Source organism: Desulfopila sp. IMCC35006, from assembly GCF_005116645.1.
Lineage (GTDB): Bacteria > Desulfobacterota > Desulfobulbia > Desulfobulbales > Desulfocapsaceae > Desulforhopalus_A.
On the sequence record NZ_SWCM01000003.1, the window covers coordinates 415983 to 434712 of the forward strand.

The 18730-nt window shown below is 53.5% G+C and carries 14 protein-coding genes; 10 read left to right on the forward strand and 4 right to left on the reverse strand.

The features are described 5' to 3' along the window. Window positions 1-641: 641 nt before the first annotated feature. The 10 genes from FCL47_RS08085 to hypB all read left to right on the forward strand — a co-directional run bounded on the left by FCL47_RS08085 (window position 642) and on the right by hypB (window position 10925). The gene (locus FCL47_RS08085) at window positions 642-1718 is read left to right on the forward strand and encodes a hydrogenase small subunit (protein WP_136812976.1); all 1077 of its coding nucleotides are present in this window, start codon (window positions 642-644) and stop codon (window positions 1716-1718) included. A 95-nt stretch (window positions 1719-1813) separates the two neighbouring features. Beyond that, window positions 1814-3514 carry a nickel-dependent hydrogenase large subunit gene (locus FCL47_RS08090; RefSeq protein ID WP_136812977.1) on the forward strand — a complete coding sequence of 567 codons (1701 nt, stop codon included), beginning with the start codon at window positions 1814-1816 and terminating at the stop codon, window positions 3512-3514. Window positions 3515-3574: 60 nt separating this feature from the next. Beyond that, window positions 3575-4219 carry a Ni/Fe-hydrogenase, b-type cytochrome subunit gene (gene cybH, locus FCL47_RS08095; protein WP_136812978.1) on the forward strand — a complete coding sequence of 215 codons (645 nt, stop codon included), beginning with the start codon at window positions 3575-3577 and terminating at the stop codon, window positions 4217-4219. After that, window positions 4194-6575 carry a carbamoyltransferase HypF gene (gene hypF / locus FCL47_RS08100; protein ID WP_136812979.1) on the forward strand — a complete coding sequence of 794 codons (2382 nt, stop codon included), beginning with the start codon at window positions 4194-4196 and terminating at the stop codon, window positions 6573-6575. The genes cybH and hypF overlap by 26 nt, the downstream gene beginning before the upstream one ends. Next, window positions 6544-6807 carry a HypC/HybG/HupF family hydrogenase formation chaperone gene (locus FCL47_RS08105; RefSeq protein WP_136812980.1) on the forward strand — a complete coding sequence of 88 codons (264 nt, stop codon included), beginning with the start codon at window positions 6544-6546 and terminating at the stop codon, window positions 6805-6807. The genes hypF and FCL47_RS08105 overlap by 32 nt, the downstream gene beginning before the upstream one ends. A 13-nt stretch (window positions 6808-6820) precedes the next feature. Next, a complete protein-coding gene (gene hypD, locus FCL47_RS08110; protein ID WP_136812981.1) occupies window positions 6821-7906 on the forward strand; it encodes a hydrogenase formation protein HypD in 1086 nt (361 codons plus the stop codon). Window positions 7907-8075: 169 nt separating this feature from the next. Then, window positions 8076-9092 (forward strand): hydrogenase expression/formation protein HypE, encoded by a 1017-nt coding sequence (gene hypE, locus FCL47_RS08115; protein WP_136812982.1) that lies wholly within the window; start codon window positions 8076-8078, stop codon window positions 9090-9092. A 76-nt stretch (window positions 9093-9168) separates the two neighbouring features. Beyond that, entirely contained in the window at window positions 9169-9660 is a 492-nt protein-coding gene (locus tag FCL47_RS08120) for a HyaD/HybD family hydrogenase maturation endopeptidase (RefSeq protein WP_136812983.1), read from the forward strand. 33 nt (window positions 9661-9693) lie between these two features. Beyond that, window positions 9694-10041: a hydrogenase maturation nickel metallochaperone HypA gene (locus FCL47_RS08125; RefSeq protein WP_136812984.1), complete on the forward strand. Its 348-nt coding sequence runs from the start codon at window positions 9694-9696 to the stop codon at window positions 10039-10041. A 119-nt stretch (window positions 10042-10160) separates the two neighbouring features. After that, on the forward strand, window positions 10161-10925 hold the full coding sequence (gene hypB, locus FCL47_RS08130; protein WP_136812985.1) for a hydrogenase nickel incorporation protein HypB: 765 nt from the start codon (window positions 10161-10163) through the stop codon (window positions 10923-10925). Window positions 10926-10997: 72 nt separating this feature from the next. On the opposite strand, the gene pta is transcribed toward hypB, so the two are convergent. From pta to FCL47_RS08150, 4 genes are all read right to left on the reverse strand, one after another. Further along, the gene (pta, locus tag FCL47_RS08135) at window positions 10998-13124 is read right to left on the reverse strand and encodes a phosphate acetyltransferase (RefSeq protein ID WP_136812986.1); all 2127 of its coding nucleotides are present in this window, start codon (window positions 13122-13124) and stop codon (window positions 10998-11000) included. 248 nt (window positions 13125-13372) lie between these two features. Further along, complete coding sequence (gene ftcD / locus FCL47_RS08140; RefSeq protein ID WP_136812987.1) at window positions 13373-14986, reverse strand: glutamate formimidoyltransferase; 1614 nt, start codon at window positions 14984-14986, stop codon at window positions 13373-13375. 71 nt (window positions 14987-15057) lie between these two features. Then, the gene (gene hutI / locus FCL47_RS08145; RefSeq protein WP_136812988.1) at window positions 15058-16299 is read right to left on the reverse strand and encodes an imidazolonepropionase; all 1242 of its coding nucleotides are present in this window, start codon (window positions 16297-16299) and stop codon (window positions 15058-15060) included. Between the two features lie 103 nt (window positions 16300-16402). Beyond that, a complete protein-coding gene (locus tag FCL47_RS08150; RefSeq protein ID WP_136812989.1) occupies window positions 16403-18463 on the reverse strand; it encodes a urocanate hydratase in 2061 nt (686 codons plus the stop codon). Window positions 18464-18730 lie beyond the last annotated feature (267 nt).

Below are 18730 nucleotides of genomic sequence, written 5' to 3' on the forward strand. Positions count from 1 at the left end.
TGCTGCACGGGACAACACCGGAATGATATCTCCGCTGTGCGCACTCAGTGTTTGCACAACACGAACAACAGGAAAAATATCCACTTTACTGACAGCCGAATGGTTTTTTTCCTTATTACCGGAAAGATATTCGACATACTTGTAAAATGGTCTTGATTTCGTCACAGCGTGGTGTTATCTATAACCACTTTCTCTACTGGAGATATGGCTTGCACAACAGTTTCAGGGCCAACACCCAAAATCACGGCGCACTCTTTGCACAATGGCAAAAAGAACTGTTCAACATATTGCCTCACCCTATTATGCCTTGCTCCCAGCAAAGCAATGCAGCACGCCTGTCTCGCCTCTAAAGAACAGCTCTCTGTTTCATCCAGTCCTCAAACACACCCCGGAAGTCGCTGTGCAGAGCACAACCAGCTGCTCTGATTACGTGCCGACTCCCAAGTCTCTCTGCGATTCTCGACTATGCAATGAAGTTTTGGGTCTTAAATCAACAGTTACAGACTCCCATGGAAATAATCAGGCCAACTGGCTTGACGTTTTATACCGTATTTTAATAGACTTTCTTTATCGGCTAAACGTACCGCCGAACAATCGCGCGCTTGCGCACATTTGTTGTCACACAGCAATAGGAGGTTGACATGGCAGACACATTAAACAAGATGCTGGACCCGCAGCTTAATCGACGCGGATTCCTCAAAGGGTGCACAATGGCGGCAGCCGCCCTGGGATTGTCCGAGACTATGATCCCCAAACTGGTCGAAGCGGCTGCAACCGCTGAGCGCCCACGCGTTATATGGCTCCACTTCCAGGAATGCACCGGCTGCACAGAGAGTTTATTGCGCTCTTCTCATCCAGATCTTGCCCGGTTGATACTCGATATTATCTCCCTCGATTACCATGAAACCGTCATGGCCGCCGCAGGACATCAGGCAGAAAAAAATCTGCATGATACTGTTGACAACCATCCGTTCATTCTGGTCGTTGAAGGCGGTATCCCCACCAAGGATGGCGGCATCTACTGCAAGATTGCCGGGAAAACCGCCATGGATATCCTGGCCGAGGTTGCCCCAAAGGCATCGGCAATCATTGCTATCGGCACCTGCGCAACCTTCGGCGGCGTGCAGGCTGCAGCCCCTAACCCCACCGGTTCCGTCGGAGTCCAGGATCTGGTAAGCGGCGTACCTATTGTCAACATTCCAGGCTGTCCGCCTAACCCGGTTTCTTTCCTTGGTACCATTCTGCACTATTTAACCTTCAAAAGACTGCCCGCTCTCGACAACTTGAACAGGCCGCTCTTTGCCTATGGACGCAGGATTCACGACCAGTGTGAACGCCGGGCCCACTTTGACGAGGGTCGATTTGTAGAACAATACGGCGATGAGTTCCATAAGCTCGGCTACTGCCTTTACAAAGTAGGCTGCAAGGGCCCGGAAACTTTCTCCAACTGCCCTACCGCCCGTTTCAACGACGTCGGTGTCTGGCCGGTCAGTGTCGGCAACGGCTGTTTCGGCTGTACCGAACCGAATTTCTGGGATACCATGACCCCGTTCAACGAGAGACTGCCGATGGTAAAAATCCCCTCCGCCGGAATCGTCGCCAGCGCCGACAAGGTTGGTAAAACCGTGTTAGGCGTTACTGCCGCTGCAGTCGGCATTCATGCCGCAGTCGGCATCGGTAAACGAATCATCAAAGGCAAAAAGAGCGGAGACGCATAAAAAGCAGTTCCCTGGCGAAAATATTTTCTCCCGACGCCTGAAAGCAGATAACTTTACGGCGGCAGGTTGTCCTATCTTATATGGAGGTTGTTCACATGGCGCAGCGAATTACCATTGATCCGATCACCCGGATTGAGGGTCACTTAAGAGTAGATGTAGAAGTTGACGGAGGACTGGTCACCAAGGCGTGGTCCTCCGGCCAGATGTATCGTGGTCTGGAGAACATTCTCAAAGGCCGGGATCCTCGGGATGCTTGGGTATTTGTCCAGCGTATCTGCGGGGTATGCACCACGGTCCACGCCCTGGCTTCCGTTCGTGCAGTTGAAAACGCCCTTGGCCTGGAAATTCCTCTCAATGCCCAGTTGATTCGTAATATGGTCCAGTCGATTCATTGTCTGCATGACCATATTGTCCATTTTTACGCGTTGTCCGCCCTCGACTGGGTTGATGTTGTCTCCGCCCTTGACGCGGACCCTGTCGCCACCGCTAAACTGGCTGACAGCCTGTCAGACTGGCCGGGCAACAGTCCCAAGCGTTTTGCGGCAGTAAAGGATAAGCTTAAAACCCTGGTGGCCAGCGGCCAGCTCGGGCCTTTTGCCAATGCATACTGGGGCCATTCGGCCATGAAACTGCCGCCGGAGGCAAATCTCATGGCGGTTTCCCATTACCTCGAAGCCCTTGATTATCAGCGCAAAGCCACCCAGGCCCTGGCCATTCTCGGCGGCAAAAACCCGCATATCCAGAATCTCGCGGTTGGTGGGGTTACCACCAATATCAACCCGGAAAACGAGACTGCGGTGACCATGGAACGCCTCTACTACATTAAGCAGCTGGTAGAAGAAGTGCGGAGCTTTATCCAGATGGTCTACATCACCGACGTTGTTGCAGTCGGCGCCCTCTATAAAGATTGGCTCCCCTATGGCGCCGGCGTTACCAACTATCTTGCCGCACCGGATATGTTCCTTGACGCGGCCGGAACCCAATCCGACCTGCCCGGCGGAACCGTGTTTGGCGGCGATCTCGCCACAGTCAAACCGATCACCGGCCTGGCTGATCCATATTTCAAGGAAAATGTCGAGGAATCCATCGCCAAGGCATGGTATGACGGCGACTGGTCCAAGCACCCATGGGAATCGTCAACCGATCCTAAATACACCGATTTCCAGGATGATGGCAAGTACACCTGGCTCAAGGCCCCACGATTCCAGAATAAACCAATGCAGGTTGGCCCTCTGGCCCAGATGGTTGTCGGGTATGCCCAGGGACACGAACTGACGGTAAAGAGTGTCGATGCCTGTCTCAGCCGCATCAGTGCAGTTGCTGGTGTGACTGTCGGTCCGAATATCCTGCACAGCACCATCGGCCGCCATGCCGCCCGCGCAGTCCGTGCCGGAATGATGGCCGACCTTGCTCTTAAGCATTGGGAGTTACTGGTAAATAATATTGGCTCCGGGGATTACGAGATCTTCAATCCACCGGTTTTCCCCAAAGGAGAGCAGCGCGGCGTCGGCGTCCATGAAGCACCACGTGGCTTGCTGTCGCACTGGATCGTCATCCAGGATGGCAGGATTAAAAACTATCAGTGCGTCGTTCCTTCTACCTGGAATGCAGGTCCGCGCGACGCGGAGGGACAGCTCGGCCCCTACGAGGCATCTCTTATGGGCAATCCGATTGCTGACCCCGAACGACCTCTCGAGGTTCTTCGTACTGTGCATTCTTTTGATCCATGCATCGCCTGCGCCGTCCATATGCTGGACCCAGAAGGTAAGGAAGTTATGAAAGTGAAAGCGCTGTAAGCCTGATTTCACCTAACTCAAAACTTTTCTTTCCGGCACAAGCCGTAGGAGGTTATAAGAATGGCAACTTATGAAAGACATTACTGCTGGAGCGTACTGCTCCGGCTGTTCCACTGGATGTTTGCCCTGTCTATCGTTTTTCTGGTAGTCACCGGCTTTTACATCAACAATCCGTGGACAAACACCATGATTGAAGGCAGTGCGAGCTTTCCGATGGCAACGATGCGGTATATTCATTATATCGCCGCATACACCATGGCATCGGCCGTATTGATCAGATTATTCCTGTATATTTTCGGTAATGCCCAGGAAAGGGTCTGGGATATCCTGCCGATCAGTAAGCGGAATATCAACAATCTCAAGATGACCCTGCTGCAGTACAGCTATATCAGTGATAAGCATGACGAACGACTCGGCCATAATCTTCTGGCCGGATTGACGTACCTCTTTACTTTTTTCGCCGCGCTCGTCATGATTTGCAGCGGATTTTACATGCTTTTCCCGGAAGTAACCCTCCTGGCCAAATGGGGCGGGATACTTTTCGGCAGCCAGCAGTCTGCTCGTTATCTCCACCATCTGCTGATGTGGTGGTTTATGATCTTCGCCGTCGTCCATATCTACCTTTGCATATGGAATGACTGCCAGGAGCCGGAGGGATTAATTTCCTCCATCTTTACCGGTGCAAAATTTAAACACAGAGCATAAAAAGAAAAGGGTCGAAATTCTCGTTCGGGGCACTGTCCAGGGCGTAGGGTTTCGACCCTTCATCTACAACTTAGCCCGTCGTTTCGCAATTTCCGGAACCGTAACGAATACCAGCACTGGCGTGGCAATCACTGCCATGGCCCCAGGCGATACGCTTGATATCTTTATGCAGGCCATAGTTGACCAGGCCCCACCACTGGCCAGGATCATCTCACTGGAAAGCCATTGCCTGCCCTTCGCAGGTGATAATGACGATAACACGGCACCCTCTTTTTCCATTCTGCCAAGTATTGCCGGCAGCTCTGCCAACACGGCAATTCCACCGGATATTGCCCTGTGCCGTGACTGCCTGAGAGAACTGCTCGATCCCGCCGACAGACGGTTTCATTACCCTTTCATCAACTGTACCAACTGCGGGCCGCGCTTTACTATCGTCGAAACAATTCCATACGACCGGCCCAAGACCTCCATGAAGGTATTCCCGATGTGCAAGGCCTGCACCGCGGAATACCATGATCCGGGCAACAGGAGGTTCCACGCCCAGCCTAATGCCTGTCCCGACTGTGGTCCGAATATCACTTTATACGACAGAGATGGAAGATGTCTGCAGACCGATTCGGTCCTGGCCCGGGCAGCGACCTCGTTGCAGGAAGACCTGGTCCTGGCCATCCGCGGTCTCGGCGGGTTTCATCTGGCAGTGAACGCGTGTTCCACCCGAGCAGTCTCAGTGCTCCGCGACAGAAAAGGCCGCCCGGACAAACCTCTGGCCATCATGGTGGCTGACAGAGCAGCAGCAGAAAAATTCTGTCTCCTTACCCCAGTTGCCGAGCAGCTCCTTGCCTCACCGGAACAGCCGATTGTTCTGCTCGGAAAAAGAAAAGACACCAGGCTGGCTGACAATCTTGCCCCGGGAATTGATGAAATCGGCGTGATGCTCCCGTACACCCCGCTGCACCACCTGCTTTTTCAACAAAAAAATTGTCCGGAAGCGCTGGTCATGACCTCCGGCAACAGCAGCGGCAGTCCGATCTGCACCGCCAATGACGACGCCCTTGCCCGACTCAAGACGATCGCCGATCTGTTTCTGCTGCACAACCGCGACATCGTCACCCGCGTCGATGACTCGGTGGTTAAAATTATCGCCAAGCAGCCGGTTATCCTGCGCCGCGCCCGCGGTTTTGCCCCTGCACCAATCCAGATCCCCTGGCGGCTGCCGAACATCCTGGCCTGTGGTCCCGGCCTGAAAAACACCTTTGGACTGGGTCGCGACCAGACCGTCATGCTCAGTCAGCACATCGGTGATCTCGACAATCTGGCCTCCTACGAGTTCTACCAGGAGTCAATTACGCACTGCAAGAACGTCTTTCAGCTCGAACCGGAGGTGGTCGCCTGCGATCTCCACCCCGACTATCTGAGCAGCCGCTATGCCGCAGAGAGTGACCTGCCTCTCTACCGGGTCCAGCATCATCACGCCCATGCCGTTGCAGTCATGGCCGAGCATGGAATTGACGAGCCGGTCCTGGCGGTCATACTCGACGGCACCGGCCTTGGCGATGACGGCACAATCTGGGGCGGTGAAATTTTACAGGCCGATTTAACTGCCTACAGTAGACTGGGGCACCTCAGCCAGATGCACCTTCCCGGTGGCGATGCAGCAGCGACCGAGCCCTGGCGGATGGGTCTCTCCGCTCTATTCCATAGTTTCGGTGACGATGGCATAGCCATGGACCGGCTGCCGGCTGCGCTCCGGCAGGAAGATGAGGGCAAATTACGGGTTATCTCGTCTATGCTCACAAGCGGCTTCAACAGTCCACTGAGCTCCAGCTGCGGCCGGCTTTTCGACGCAGCCGCCTCGCTGCTCGGTATCCGGCAACGGATCAGCTTCGAAGGCCAGGCGGCCATGGAATTGGAAACATTGGCGAAAAAGGCTCAGACCAGCTCCTGGCTCAAGGATATTTCGCCCATTTTGCACACCAACACGAACGCTTTATTGGCAGAAAATAACGGAAAATGGGAGATTTGTTCGGCAGAATTTGTTAAGACAATACACGATGGAATGCAGAGAGGCGAAGATCGATCCGCACTTGCTCTACAGTTCCACGCGATGCTTATCAACAGCATCACCAGACTTATTGAAAAATTATCGCTTCAGACCGGCATCCAAAAGGTTGTGCTTTCTGGAGGATGTATGCAAAACAGCTTGCTCCTCGGTGGCCTTTTACATACACTACAGGCTCTACATTTAAACGTTTACACCGGCAATTCGCTTCCCCTCAATGACGGCGCGATTGCTTTCGGTCAGACAATCATAGGAGGTCTGCGCCATGTGTCTCGCAATTCCCATGCGGGTGACTAATGTTCAGGGTGACCCTGACGATTTCACCAGCAACCAGATAGCCACGGTCGATACCGATGGCATAAGTAAGGAAGTCCGACTGGACATCGTCGACCACTGGCCGGCCGTTGGTGACTATGTCATTATCCATGCCGGCTTTGCCATCCATTCCCTGGTCGAGGAAGAGGCGTTAAAAAACATCGCTCTTCTCCAGGAGCTGGCCGACAATATGCCGGAAGAGTTACTTTCCTGATCTGGAATAAACCATGAAACACCTTGATGAATACCGTGATCTCCAACTTGTCAAACCGCTGGTTGAAGAGCTGAAAAAAACCGTCACCAGACCACTGCGGGTGATGGAGATATGCGGCTCCCATACCATGGCCATCTTTCGCAACGGGCTGCGGAGCATCCTGCCGGAGGGGATGGAACTGGTTTCCGGCCCCGGCTGCCCGGTCTGCGTCACCTCTGCCTCACACATGGATGCCTTTATCGCCATAGCTGATTATCCTGGAGTGCGGGTGGCTATTTTTGGTGATCTGTTTCGCGTACCGGGTACCCGCACCTCGCTTGCCCAGGCCAGCGCGGGCGGGGCTCAAATCGACATAGTCTATTCGCCGATGGATGCCCTCGAGCTGGCAATACAGCATCCAGACCAGCAGGTGGTTTTTCTCGGCGTTGGTTTTGAAACAACGACCCCGGGAATCGCCGCGACGATTCTTGCCGCCAGGAACAAAAAGATCCATAATTTCATGGTCTTTTCTACCCAGAAAACCATGCCGGCGCCGATGGAAGCCCTGCTCAGTGATCCCCGGCTCAAAATCGACGGCCTGCTCTGTCCGGGCCATGTCTCGTCAATCATTGGCGCAGGGGCCTGGGAACCACTGGCAAAAAAATATCATCTGGCCTGTGTGGTCGGCGGTTTTGAGACGGCCGATCTGGTCAAGAGCCTCATCCTTCTCGCCCGTCAGGTAGGCACGAACGATATAAAAGTGGAAAACGCCTACCCCCGCGCCGTCTCCTGGGAAGGCAACATGAGGGCCCGGAAGATGGTCGAAGAAATTTTTGAACCGGCCGACATGGACTGGCGCGGCCTTGGCCGTATTCCGGCAAGCGGTCTGAAAATTCGTGAAAAATATGGTGCCTTTGACGCTGAGGTGCGACTCGACATTACCCTGCCCCAGGCAGAGGAACCCAGGGGATGCATGTGCGGCAACATCTTAAAAGGAATGAACACCCCCCGAGAATGCCCGCTTTTCGATACCCGCTGTACTCCCGCCCATCCCGTTGGCCCCTGCATGGTGTCCAGTGAAGGGACCTGCGCAGCGTATCATAAATATGGACGTGAATGATGGCGTCGTAAAAATTCTTCATCTGCGTCGTTGTTGCAATTTTCATATCATTACGACGTACTTTAGTACGCCGAAATGATATAAAAATCTTACGCCTCGCATATGAAGTTTTTTACTTAACCATCTTGCAATGTGAATTTTTACGAGTTTATCACCAAAAAATAAAATCATGTCTGAAAAAACAATCTTACTCGACCATGGCAGCGGCGGTCTCGCCAGCCAGCAGCTGATCGGCGATCTCTTTCTAAAATATCTTGACCACCCGATCCTGCGAGGTCTCGAAGATAGTGCTATTTTGCCCAATAAACCGGGCAAACTGACGTTCACCACCGACAGCTACGTGGTCGATCCCATTTTCTTCCCGGGTGGGGATATCGGCAAACTTGCCGTTCATGGCACCATCAACGATCTGGCCATGCGTGGCGCCGTGCCCTATTGCCTCAGCCTGGGTTTGATCCTTGAAGAAGGGCTGCGCTTTGCGGATCTGGAACGAGTGATCATCTCCATCAGCCAGGCGTGCAAAGAGGCCGGGGTCCCAATTGTTACCGGCGACACCAAAGTGGTCCCCAAAGGCAAAGGCGATAAAATTTTCATCAATACTTCCGGCATCGGCTTTGTCGACGAAAAGATCGACATTTCCTCCAGGAACGCCCGAGTCGGTGACGCAGTCATTCTTTCTGGAACCATGGGGGATCACGGTATCACCATCATGACCCGGCGGGCGGGGATCTCCGTGCAGGGGGATCTGCACAGCGACACCATGCCGCTGCATAGACTCGTGGCAACATTGCTGCGGGAGCTGCCTGCCGGTACGGTGCACGCCCTGCGCGACCCGACCCGAGGCGGGGTCGCTTCGACGCTTTGTGAAATTGCCGAAAACAGCAGGCTTGGCATTGAGCTTTCCGACGAGGCCCTGCCGGTTCGCCCGCAGGTTCGCGCCGCCTGTGAACTCCTTGGCCTGGAGCCCCTCTATCTGGCCAATGAAGGCAAATGCCTCGCGATTGTCAGCGGGGAACAGGCGGAACAGGCCCTTGCCGTTATGCGGGCGACCCCTGAGGGCAGAGAAGCAGCAATTATCGGCAGACTCACTGCTGAAAAAGCCGGACGGGTTATCATTAATACCCCGGTCGGCGGAGCGAGGGTGGTCACACCGCTTCACGGGGTCCCTCTGCCTCGCATCTGTTAAGCAATCAAACGTGGCCAATACACCCCCCCGATACATGAACAATAAGCCGAGAGTCTTTTCAGGAGCAGGGCACCCCATGATAATAGAGAAAAAAATAGGCATTGCCGGTATCGGCAACTTTATCTTACGAGACGAAGGTTTTGGTGTCCATGTCGTCCACTATCTCCAGGAAAATTATAGCTTCCCGGACAAAGTAGAAATTCAGGATGTGGGCACCGCCGGAATTTACATGGCCCCTTTCCTGGAGGAATGCGATCCGATCTTTGTCATCGATGTGGTTGATATTGAAGGCGAACCAGGAGAATTTCACTTTTACACCTTAGACGATGTGCAGGCCGGTAATTTTCAAACCCGGATGTCCCCCCATCAACTCGGTCTGCTGGAGATACTTGAAGTATCAAAACTGCGTGACGCAGCCCCCGAACATGTGGAGTTTTATACGGTTATCCCCAAGGAACTTGAGGAATCCATCGAACTCTCCGATGTGGTGGAGAAACGAAAAGTAGAAGTGGCCGAGATGATCCTCGCCCGTCTGGCCGAACTGGGCGTGGAAGTCACCAGAAAGTAAATCTGTTTTCATCCTGAGAAACCATGAATTGTTATGCATGAAATATCATTAGTCCAGGGCCTTTTCGAGCAACTGAAAGAGCTGGCTGCGGCCAATAATGCGACCAGGATCATCAGCGTCACCATGGAGATCGGGCCCCTTTGCGGGGTTGTCGTCGACTCTTTCCAGTTCGGTTTCGATATTTTATCCGCCGATGATGAGCTGGTACGAGGTGCAAAAATGATTATCCAGGTGCCTCCCGTGAGTTACCGATGCACAAATTGCAGTCATGTGGAGATCACCGCCGGCAGAAAACCGGATGCATGTCCAGCCTGCGGAGAGTTGTTGCTTATTCCCGATGGCGGCAGTGATCTGCTGTTGCGCCAGGTGGAAATGGAATGAAATGGCTAAGTAAAAAACTTCATATTTGGCAGCAACGAAGCAGATGAAGAATTTTTACGACGCCATTGTAAAATTAAACATTAATGGTTTTTCAAAATTTACTTCGACGAGGTAACATAATGTGCGATACCTGCGGCTGCCCCAGCCCTTCCGACCATAGTCACGACCACGACCATTCCTCAGGTCATAGCCATAGCCACAGCAAAACCGTGGATGTGCACGCCAGCCTGTTTGCCGCCAACGATGCTCTTGCCCGGGCCAACCGCGAGCATTTCGATGAGATCGGCGCAGTTGCGCTCAACCTGATCAGCAGTCCCGGTTCCGGCAAAACGACCCTGCTGGAACACACCATCGAGGCATTGAAAGGAGAGATTAATATCGGGGTTATCGAAGGCGATATTGAAACAGAACGGGATGCCGAACGAATCAGGGCAAAAGGTGTACCGGTGATTCAACTGACTACCGGTGGAGCCTGCCACCTTGACGCGGCCATGACGCACAAAGGGTTTCACCGGCTACAGAAAGAACCTGGCGGAGAGGCGATAGAGCTGCTTTTTATCGAAAATGTCGGCAACCTGGTCTGCCCGGCCACCTTCGACCTCGGCGAGCATGAGCGCGTAGTCCTGGTTTCCGTCCCCGAAGGGCCTGATAAACCGGCTAAATACCCTAAAGCCTTTACCAGTTCGCATACCTTTGTCATCACAAAAACCGACCTTCTGCCCTACTTTGATTTTCCGGTAGCAGAAGCAATGGGCGACGCGCTGCAGCTCAATCCTAAGCTCAGGACCATGGACCTTTCCTCCACGACCGGCAATGGCATGGAGAGCTGGCTCAATTATTTGCGCGAATTAGTTAAAAAGATGCGGGCCGTCAAGAAAGCGTAAGGTGTGACTGGCAGTGACCGCCGTCGGCAGGGCGCCGACGGCGGTCACGTGCACGACCAGGTACGTAATTCTTTACTCGCTCTGTTTATCCGCATATGCCTGAACGGCAGTGATTGCGACGGTATTGACAATATCCGGCACCAGGCAGCCACGGCTTAAATCATTTACCGGTTTACGCAATCCCTGCAGAATTGGCCCCACGGCAATCGCGCCGGCCGATCTCTGTACCGCTTTATAGGTATTGTTGCCGGTGTTCAGATCCGGAAAGACAAACACCGTCGCCCTGCCGGCGACCTTGCTGTCGGGCATCTTGGTCTTGGCAACCTCCATGTCAACGGCTGCGTCATACTGAATCGGCCCTTCGATCTCCAGGCCAGGATACAGTGTTTTCGCCATTTCCTGCGCAATTTCAGTACCTTTCCTCACCTTATCCACCTGCAGTCCTTTTCCTGATCTGCCGGATGAATAGGACAGCATGGCCACCCGCGGATAAATACCAAAAAGGGCAGCCGTCTTGGCTGAACCGATAGCGATCTCGGCCAGCTGTTCGGCGGTCGGGTCCGGATTGACAGCACAGTCTCCGTAGGCCAGTACCCGGTCATTCAAGCACATCAGGAATACGCTGGAAACAACCGAACAACCCGGTTTCGTCTTAATGAATTGAAAGGCGGGACGGATAGTATCTGCGGTGGTATGCACCGCGCCCGAGACCATACCGTCGGCATGGTCTTTATAAATCATCATGGTACCGAAAAAATTCAAATCAACCATAATATCCCGGGCATTATCGAGGGTTATCCCTTTATCCTTGCGCAACTGATAGTAGGTGTCTACATATTCTTCAAGAAATGCAAATTTTCTCGGATCAATGATTTTTGCTTTTTCCAGATGCAACCCCAAACTTCTGACCCGTTCGTGTATTTTATCTTCCCGTCCAAGCAGGGTTAGATCAACGACGTCACGACGCAACAAAATTTCTGCGGCCTTCAGAACCCGTTCATCCTCACCTTCGGGCAGCACAATATGCTGCTTGTGGGCCTTGGCGCGCTGAAGCAGCTGGGACTCGAACATCTTCGGCGTAACAATGGTGGTTTTGGTCTTGATAATTCTGTCACTGAGCTCATTCATATCAATGTGCCGTTCAAAAACCGCCAGGGCCTGAGTTATCTTTCTGGTATTGTCCGGGGTAATTTTAGCATGGATATTATCGACTCGAATTGCCGCCTGGAAGGTGTTTTCATTTACTGAAATTATCGGGACCGTTTGCTTGAATCCTTCAATAACCCTCTGGACCGGTGCTTCAGGAACCAATCCACCGGTCAACATGATCCCGGAGATGTTCGGCATGGTCATTGACTCTCCTGCAGCCAGACAGGCCAGAATGACATCGGAGCGATCGCCGGGAGTAATCACCAGCGTGCCATACTCAATCCTGTCCAGGAAATTTCTCAGCTGCATGGCAGCTATAGTAAAGCTGCGAACATGACGGGTGAGGTTTTCCTCCCCGTAGAGAATTTCAGCGCTCGACAGACGGGCGACCTCGCCTATAGAAGGATTACCCAGGTTTTCATTGTTTGGAATAACATAAACAAGCTTTTTCCGGTTTATGCTTTCTGAAAGAAGCCGCACCTCCATAGCTTCAGCAATTGCCGGATCAGCTCTGTTAACGATGGTTGCCACCAGGTCACAACTCCGTTCGGCGAGCGACTCATAGTACACCTTGATTGAGCGTACCACCTCCTCAATCGTCTTGTTCTTCGCTCCGGCTACCAGCATCAGGGGGCAACCGAGATTATTGCTGATATCAACATTGATATCAAAATCAAAGGAGGCGGCCGCCCCTGCCAATTCAATACCTTCACACAGGACAAAATCAGCCTTTTCAGCCAGGTTATTGTATTTAGCCATTATACCATCATGTAACTCTGCATTTCTCCCCATGGCAATAAGCTGACTGGCCTGGGCGACAGAATAGGCATACATCTCATGATAATCCAAAGACAGATGATAGTGTTGCATGATAAGATTGATAGTATTATCCCGCCGGAGCTTACCGACCCTGGAATAATCATCCTCGATAAGCGGTTTAAAAAATGCAACCTTCTTGATGTTTCTGGTCAAAAGCTCCATCAGGCCAAGGATAATAGCCGATTTTCCACTGCGGGGTTCTGTTCCCGCTACATACAGTTTATTTGCCATGATATTCTCTACTGCAAAACTCCAAAAATTTTAAAAAATTGCTCGGCCTGCGGCCTGCATGTCACGTCGTGGAACACGATAAGATGTCTTCACACCACGGGCAAGGTTTCGAAAAAGACGTCGAGTATACCCAAATTTTTCCGGAAATTCAAGTTTTTAGCGAAAAAATGATCCTCGCGTTATTGCTGCCGACAATGGTCTAACGGTAAGCCAAATTATCGTATGGGGTTACGAAGCGTCACCAAGGATCAGGAATGTAGTATTCGCCGCACTTCAGAACATTTTTCCGCGGCTCGAGCCGCAATTTTTTCCGCTTCACCAAGGGTTTTTTCTTTATAAACCGTATCCTGAATGTCCGTCATATTGATCAGCACATTCTGATAGGCTCCCCATATCCCGGTTTCCAGGGCCCGGGCGCCAACCAGAGTATCTGAGCTCGAGGCCGGATTGCCGTACCGAGCCACTTCGCAGAGGCTGTCCCAGGCCGCATCACCCAGCCGCATGGTGGTCAGCGGCACCTGAATAGCCGTCTTCAGACCCGCCTGCATGCAGTCGTTTCGGGCTGCTTTTTCTTCCTCTGTATCCTGGGGCATCCGTACCCCTTCCATATACAGATTAAAGGCTGAGGTGTCGGCATCAATCATCGGGATAAGCTTGCCGGTGAGCTCGTGCAGTACGGGGATTGCCCGCTGCATATGCGGCTGCACCGCTTCGAATTTACGCACCCCGTAGGTAAGTTTGGCAACCATGGCGCCAAGGGCGGTGCCGATCGCCGCAATGGCGGCCGACGCAGAGCCTCCGCCCGGTGCGGAGGTGCGGGCGGCAATTTCTTCAATGAAACCGCGGACTGTTGAGCCGGCCAGGGGCTCGACCGGCTTTTCAGCCACCCGGTATTCAATAATCTTGTCCTGGGGAACAAAATGAGCCACGGAGTTCAGTCCCAGCCGCTCGACTGCCAGCCGTATCTTCTGATCTTCTTCATAGATAAACAGGTTTTCTTTTTCGATATAATAATCAGCCGCCATCAGCAGTGGCGCAAGCGGCACAAGCCCGACAATCTCGGAGCCGGCCACGCCGACATTGAGGGCAGCGGCTTCTTTTTTTACCTCCTCGAACAGGACATGGAGGGGGGTTACCGTAAAGTCAAGGAGGTTGACGGTCACCTGGGCCATATTATATTCCCGGACAAACCAGCCCATGCCCTTCACCTCGGCCAGTCGACCGGTTTGCTCTTCCCCCCTGCCCGCCTCGCGCAGGTTCAGGGCAATACGATGGGCCTGGTTCGGTGTCCCCAGGATATTGACGTTATAGGCAATAAGAAAATTGCGGGCACCGGTGGCGGTAATGCCCCAGGTCGGCACAAATTCTTGCGGCCCGAAATCCGGCTGCCACTTTGGATCCTTCAGGCGTGCCGCAAGGCCCTCATACTCGCCATGACGGATATCCGGGAGTTTTCGACGATAATCATGGGCCGCGGCGGCTTCGTACAGATAAAACGGCACCTTGAGTTCGTCGGCGGCCCTTTGGGCGAATCGTTTCGAGATTTCGACACATTCCTCCATGGTCACTCCGGTTACCGGTATAAACGGGCAGACATCCATGGCGCCAAAGCGCGGATGTTCGCCGCTATGCTTGCGCATATCGATCAGCTGGGTAGCCACCCGTGCCGCGGCAAGAGCACCCTCGACCACGCTGTCCGGATCGCCGACGAAGGTGTAAACGGTTCGATTGGTCGATCTGCCGGCATCGACATCGAGGAGGGTGCAGCCAGCGGTCGTTTCAATGGCTTTGGCTATCGCCTGGATGGTCTGCTCATTTTTTCCTTCTGAGAAATTGGGAACACATTCCACTATTTTTTTCATTTCACTCTCCCCAAACAGCCCGGTATCCGGTAGATCCCATGGACCACATGGGAACCAGTAACCCGAGTAATTTATATTTTTTGCCCTTTTTTATAGACATCGACAACCGATGTTGCCCCGGCATGGTACGCAAGAATAACCGGGGAATCCCCGTCCAGAAGCAGGAAATCTGCCTGTTTGCCTTTATCCAGGCTGCCGACCTTATCCGCCATATTTATGGCATAGGCCGAGTTTAATGTCGCGCCGGTCAGCGCTTCCGCCGGGGTCATGTGCATGTTCAGGACGGCCAGGCCGATGACGAACTGCATCGATTCGGTAAAACTCGACCCCGGATTACAATCGGTGGCCAGTGCCACGGGCACATTGGTCTCGATCATCAGTCGAGCCCGGGCATAGTTTTTTCTGAGACTGTACGCAGTGGCCGGCAGCAGGGTGGCGACAACCCCGGCCTGCGCCATCGCCTGGATATTTGCGGTACCTGCGGCAAGCAGGTGGTCGGCGGAACAGGCGCCCAGCTCAGCGGCAAGCCCGGCGCCACCCAGATCGTTTACCTCATCGGCATGGATCTTCACCCCCAGGCCCATCGCCTGTGCGGCTTTCAGCAGCCTGCGGCTCTGCTCTATGGTAAAAACGCCGGTCTCGCAGAACACGTCGCAGAATCGGGCAATCCCTTGTTCTTTGACCCGCGGCAGCATTTCGTCAATAAGCAGGGTTACGAACGCGTCGGGATCACTCTTATACCGCTCGGGGACGGCATGGGCGCCAAGAAAGGTGGCCACGATATCAAGCGGGGTGTCACTTGCCACCCTGCCGATAACCCGCAGCATCTTCAGCTCATTCTCCGTGTCCAGCCCATAGCCGCTTTTGATTTCCATGGACGTGGTGCCGAGCCGCAGCGCAGTCATTACGCGGCCAAGGGTATTGTCATAAAGCTCCTGCTCACTGGCGGCAGCGACCGCTTTAACCGAAGAGAGGATCCCGCCGCCCTGGCGAAGAATTTCAAGATACGCAGTCCCCTGCATCCGCAGGGCAAATTCCGCTTCCCTGAGGGCGGCAAAACACATATGGGTATGGGGATCGACAAAGCCCGGCACCATGCACCGGCCTTCGCAGTTTATTTCCTCTGTTTCCCCGGCGGTTTTTATGACAGCCAACACCTCTTGCTCATCGCCTGCGGCCACAATCAGACCATCTTCAACAAGCAGTGCGCCTCTCAAGAAATGGGCCAGCTCCCCCTGCTCCATGCCGGAGCACGGCCGTCCCTTGTCCACCGGACTGTATATTTTCGTATTACGAAAAAGTTGTTGTGACATCCTCTGCCTCGCTCTAATCCTTTATCTGAGCTGCTTTGAAAAACCCCACAAGCGGGTGTAAGTGCCGTGGAGATACGTCTAAGCCTCTGATTTCAAATTTATCTCAGAATTTCTTATTTTTTTCACAGCCTTCAGGGGCGAAGGCACTAAAGAGATCAGCCACTGCCTCGGCCACCTTTTTCTCATCGGTCTGGAAGGGGATGGTAATCTGATCGCCATTGGTGTTGTCTCTGTTATAGGCCATCGCCACTTCCATGGCATTGGGGTTTCGCGCCCAGTTACGGCGGGCGACACCGCCCATTACATCCCAGGACATGGCGCTGCGCAGGATTTCATCCACCCGATCACTGCCGTCCAGGACCATGCCGAAACCGCCGTTAATCGCTTTGCCTATCCCGGTTCCTCCACCGTTATGCAGGGCGACCAGGGACATGCCCCGGGCGGCATTACCGGCAAAGCAGTGGGTCGCCATATCGGCACAGACGTTGCTGCCGTCATAAATATTGGCTGTTTCCCGGAACGGGGAATCAGTCCCGCCCGGATCATGGTGATCGCGACCAAGAATGATTGGACCGACCTCGCCACAACGCACCATGTCGTTAAACTTCAGGGCAATGGCCGTGCGTCCTGCCGCATCGGAGTAAAGAATCCGTGCCTGACTGCCCACCACCAGCCGATTGGCCTTCGCCTCTTTGATCCAGATATAGTTGTCGCGGTCTTCCGGCCGTCGCGCGGGATCGATGCAGCTCATCGCCGCCTGATCGGTTTTATCAAGGTCTTCTGCCTTGCCGCTCAAACAGACCCAGCGAAAGGGTCCGTAGCCATAGTCAAAGATCGGCCCCATGATATCCTCAAAATAGGACGGGAAGACAAAACCATCCTTGGCATCGACTCCGTTTTTCACCACTTCGGTCACGCCGGCATCAAAGACGGCTTTTAAAAAGGCATTGCCATAATCAAAGAAATAAGCCCCCTGCTGCGACAATTTCTGGATAGCAGCATAATGACGTCGAAGACTCGTATCGACCAGGGTTTTAAAAGTCGCCCGGTCGGTGGCAAGCAGACGGGTCCGTTCGGCAAAGTCAATTCCCTGCGGACAGTAGCCGCCATCATACACAACATGACAGGAGGTCTGGTCGGACAGCAGATCGACCTTCAACTCCTTTGCCGCCAGATACTCGAGCAGGTCAACCACATTGCCGTGGTAGGCAATCGAGGTATTGCCTTTCGCGGCCAGACTCTGCCGGGCGGCACTGACGACCTCGGCCAGATCGGCGGAGACGACATCAACCCAACCCTGCTGCCGACGGGTTTCAATTCGCGACAAATCAACTTCGGCGGTAATGGAAACCGCGCCGGCAATCTTGGCCGCCTTGGGCTGCGCTCCGCTCATGCCGCCAAGTCCGGAAGTGACAAAGAGCAGCCCGGCCAAATTGCCCGCAGCGTCCACCCCGCACATTTTTCGGCCGCCACCCAGCAGGGTATTGTAAGTGCCGTGGACAATACCCTGAGGACCGATATACATCCAGCCACCCGCGGTCATCTGGCCATAGGAAGAAACCCCCATCTGCGCCGCGATTTCCCAGTCGCCAGGATTGTCGTAGAGGCCGACCATCAACCCGTTGGTGATAATCACCCGCGGATTGTCCGGGCTCGACCGGAACAGTCCCAGCGGATGACCGGACTGCATCACCAGGGTCTGGTTTTCGGTCATAACCTGGAGGTATTTTTTGATGAGCCGCAATTGCATCCAGTTCTGGCAGACGCTGCCGGTCTCTCCATAGGTCACCAGTTCGTAGGGGTAGAGGGCGACCGCAAAATCGAGATTATTGTCAATCATCAGCTGGAAAGCCTTGCCGGCCAGACAGTTGCCTGCGTATTCATCAATGGGTCTGGCCGTGATCGGGCCAGAGGGACGATAGCGATAGCCGTAAATTCGGCCCCGGCTGTTCAGTTCCTCGAGAAATTCCGGCAGCAGGGTTGCGTGATACTGTTCGGGAATATAGCGCAAGGCGTTTTTCAAGGCGGTTTCGGTCTGGCTTCTGGATAACCGAAAACCGCGATCCGGCGCACGTCGAATACCTGGTTGGAAGTCTTGCTTTTCCGGCAGTTCATCATCGAGTCGAATCCTCATGACCTCGGCAATCTGGGTGTTATGCACCATATCACTCTCCCTGGTTTGTGTTCTTCATAAAAGGCGTCGTAAACACTCTTCATCTGCGCCGTTGTCTGCCCGTAAGAAATGGTCTTGGGGGGCCATTTTTCCAGCATTACAACGCCATCTTTATTGGTAATCATTTTCGAACAATAGTACCATCTGCAATTTGTACATACAAGTTCCAATAAACGAACGGATTAATGTTGATTTCAGCCTGTGTTGTCTATACAATAAAAAGCAAACATTCTTTAGAATATCAGCTCTGGAGCGTAG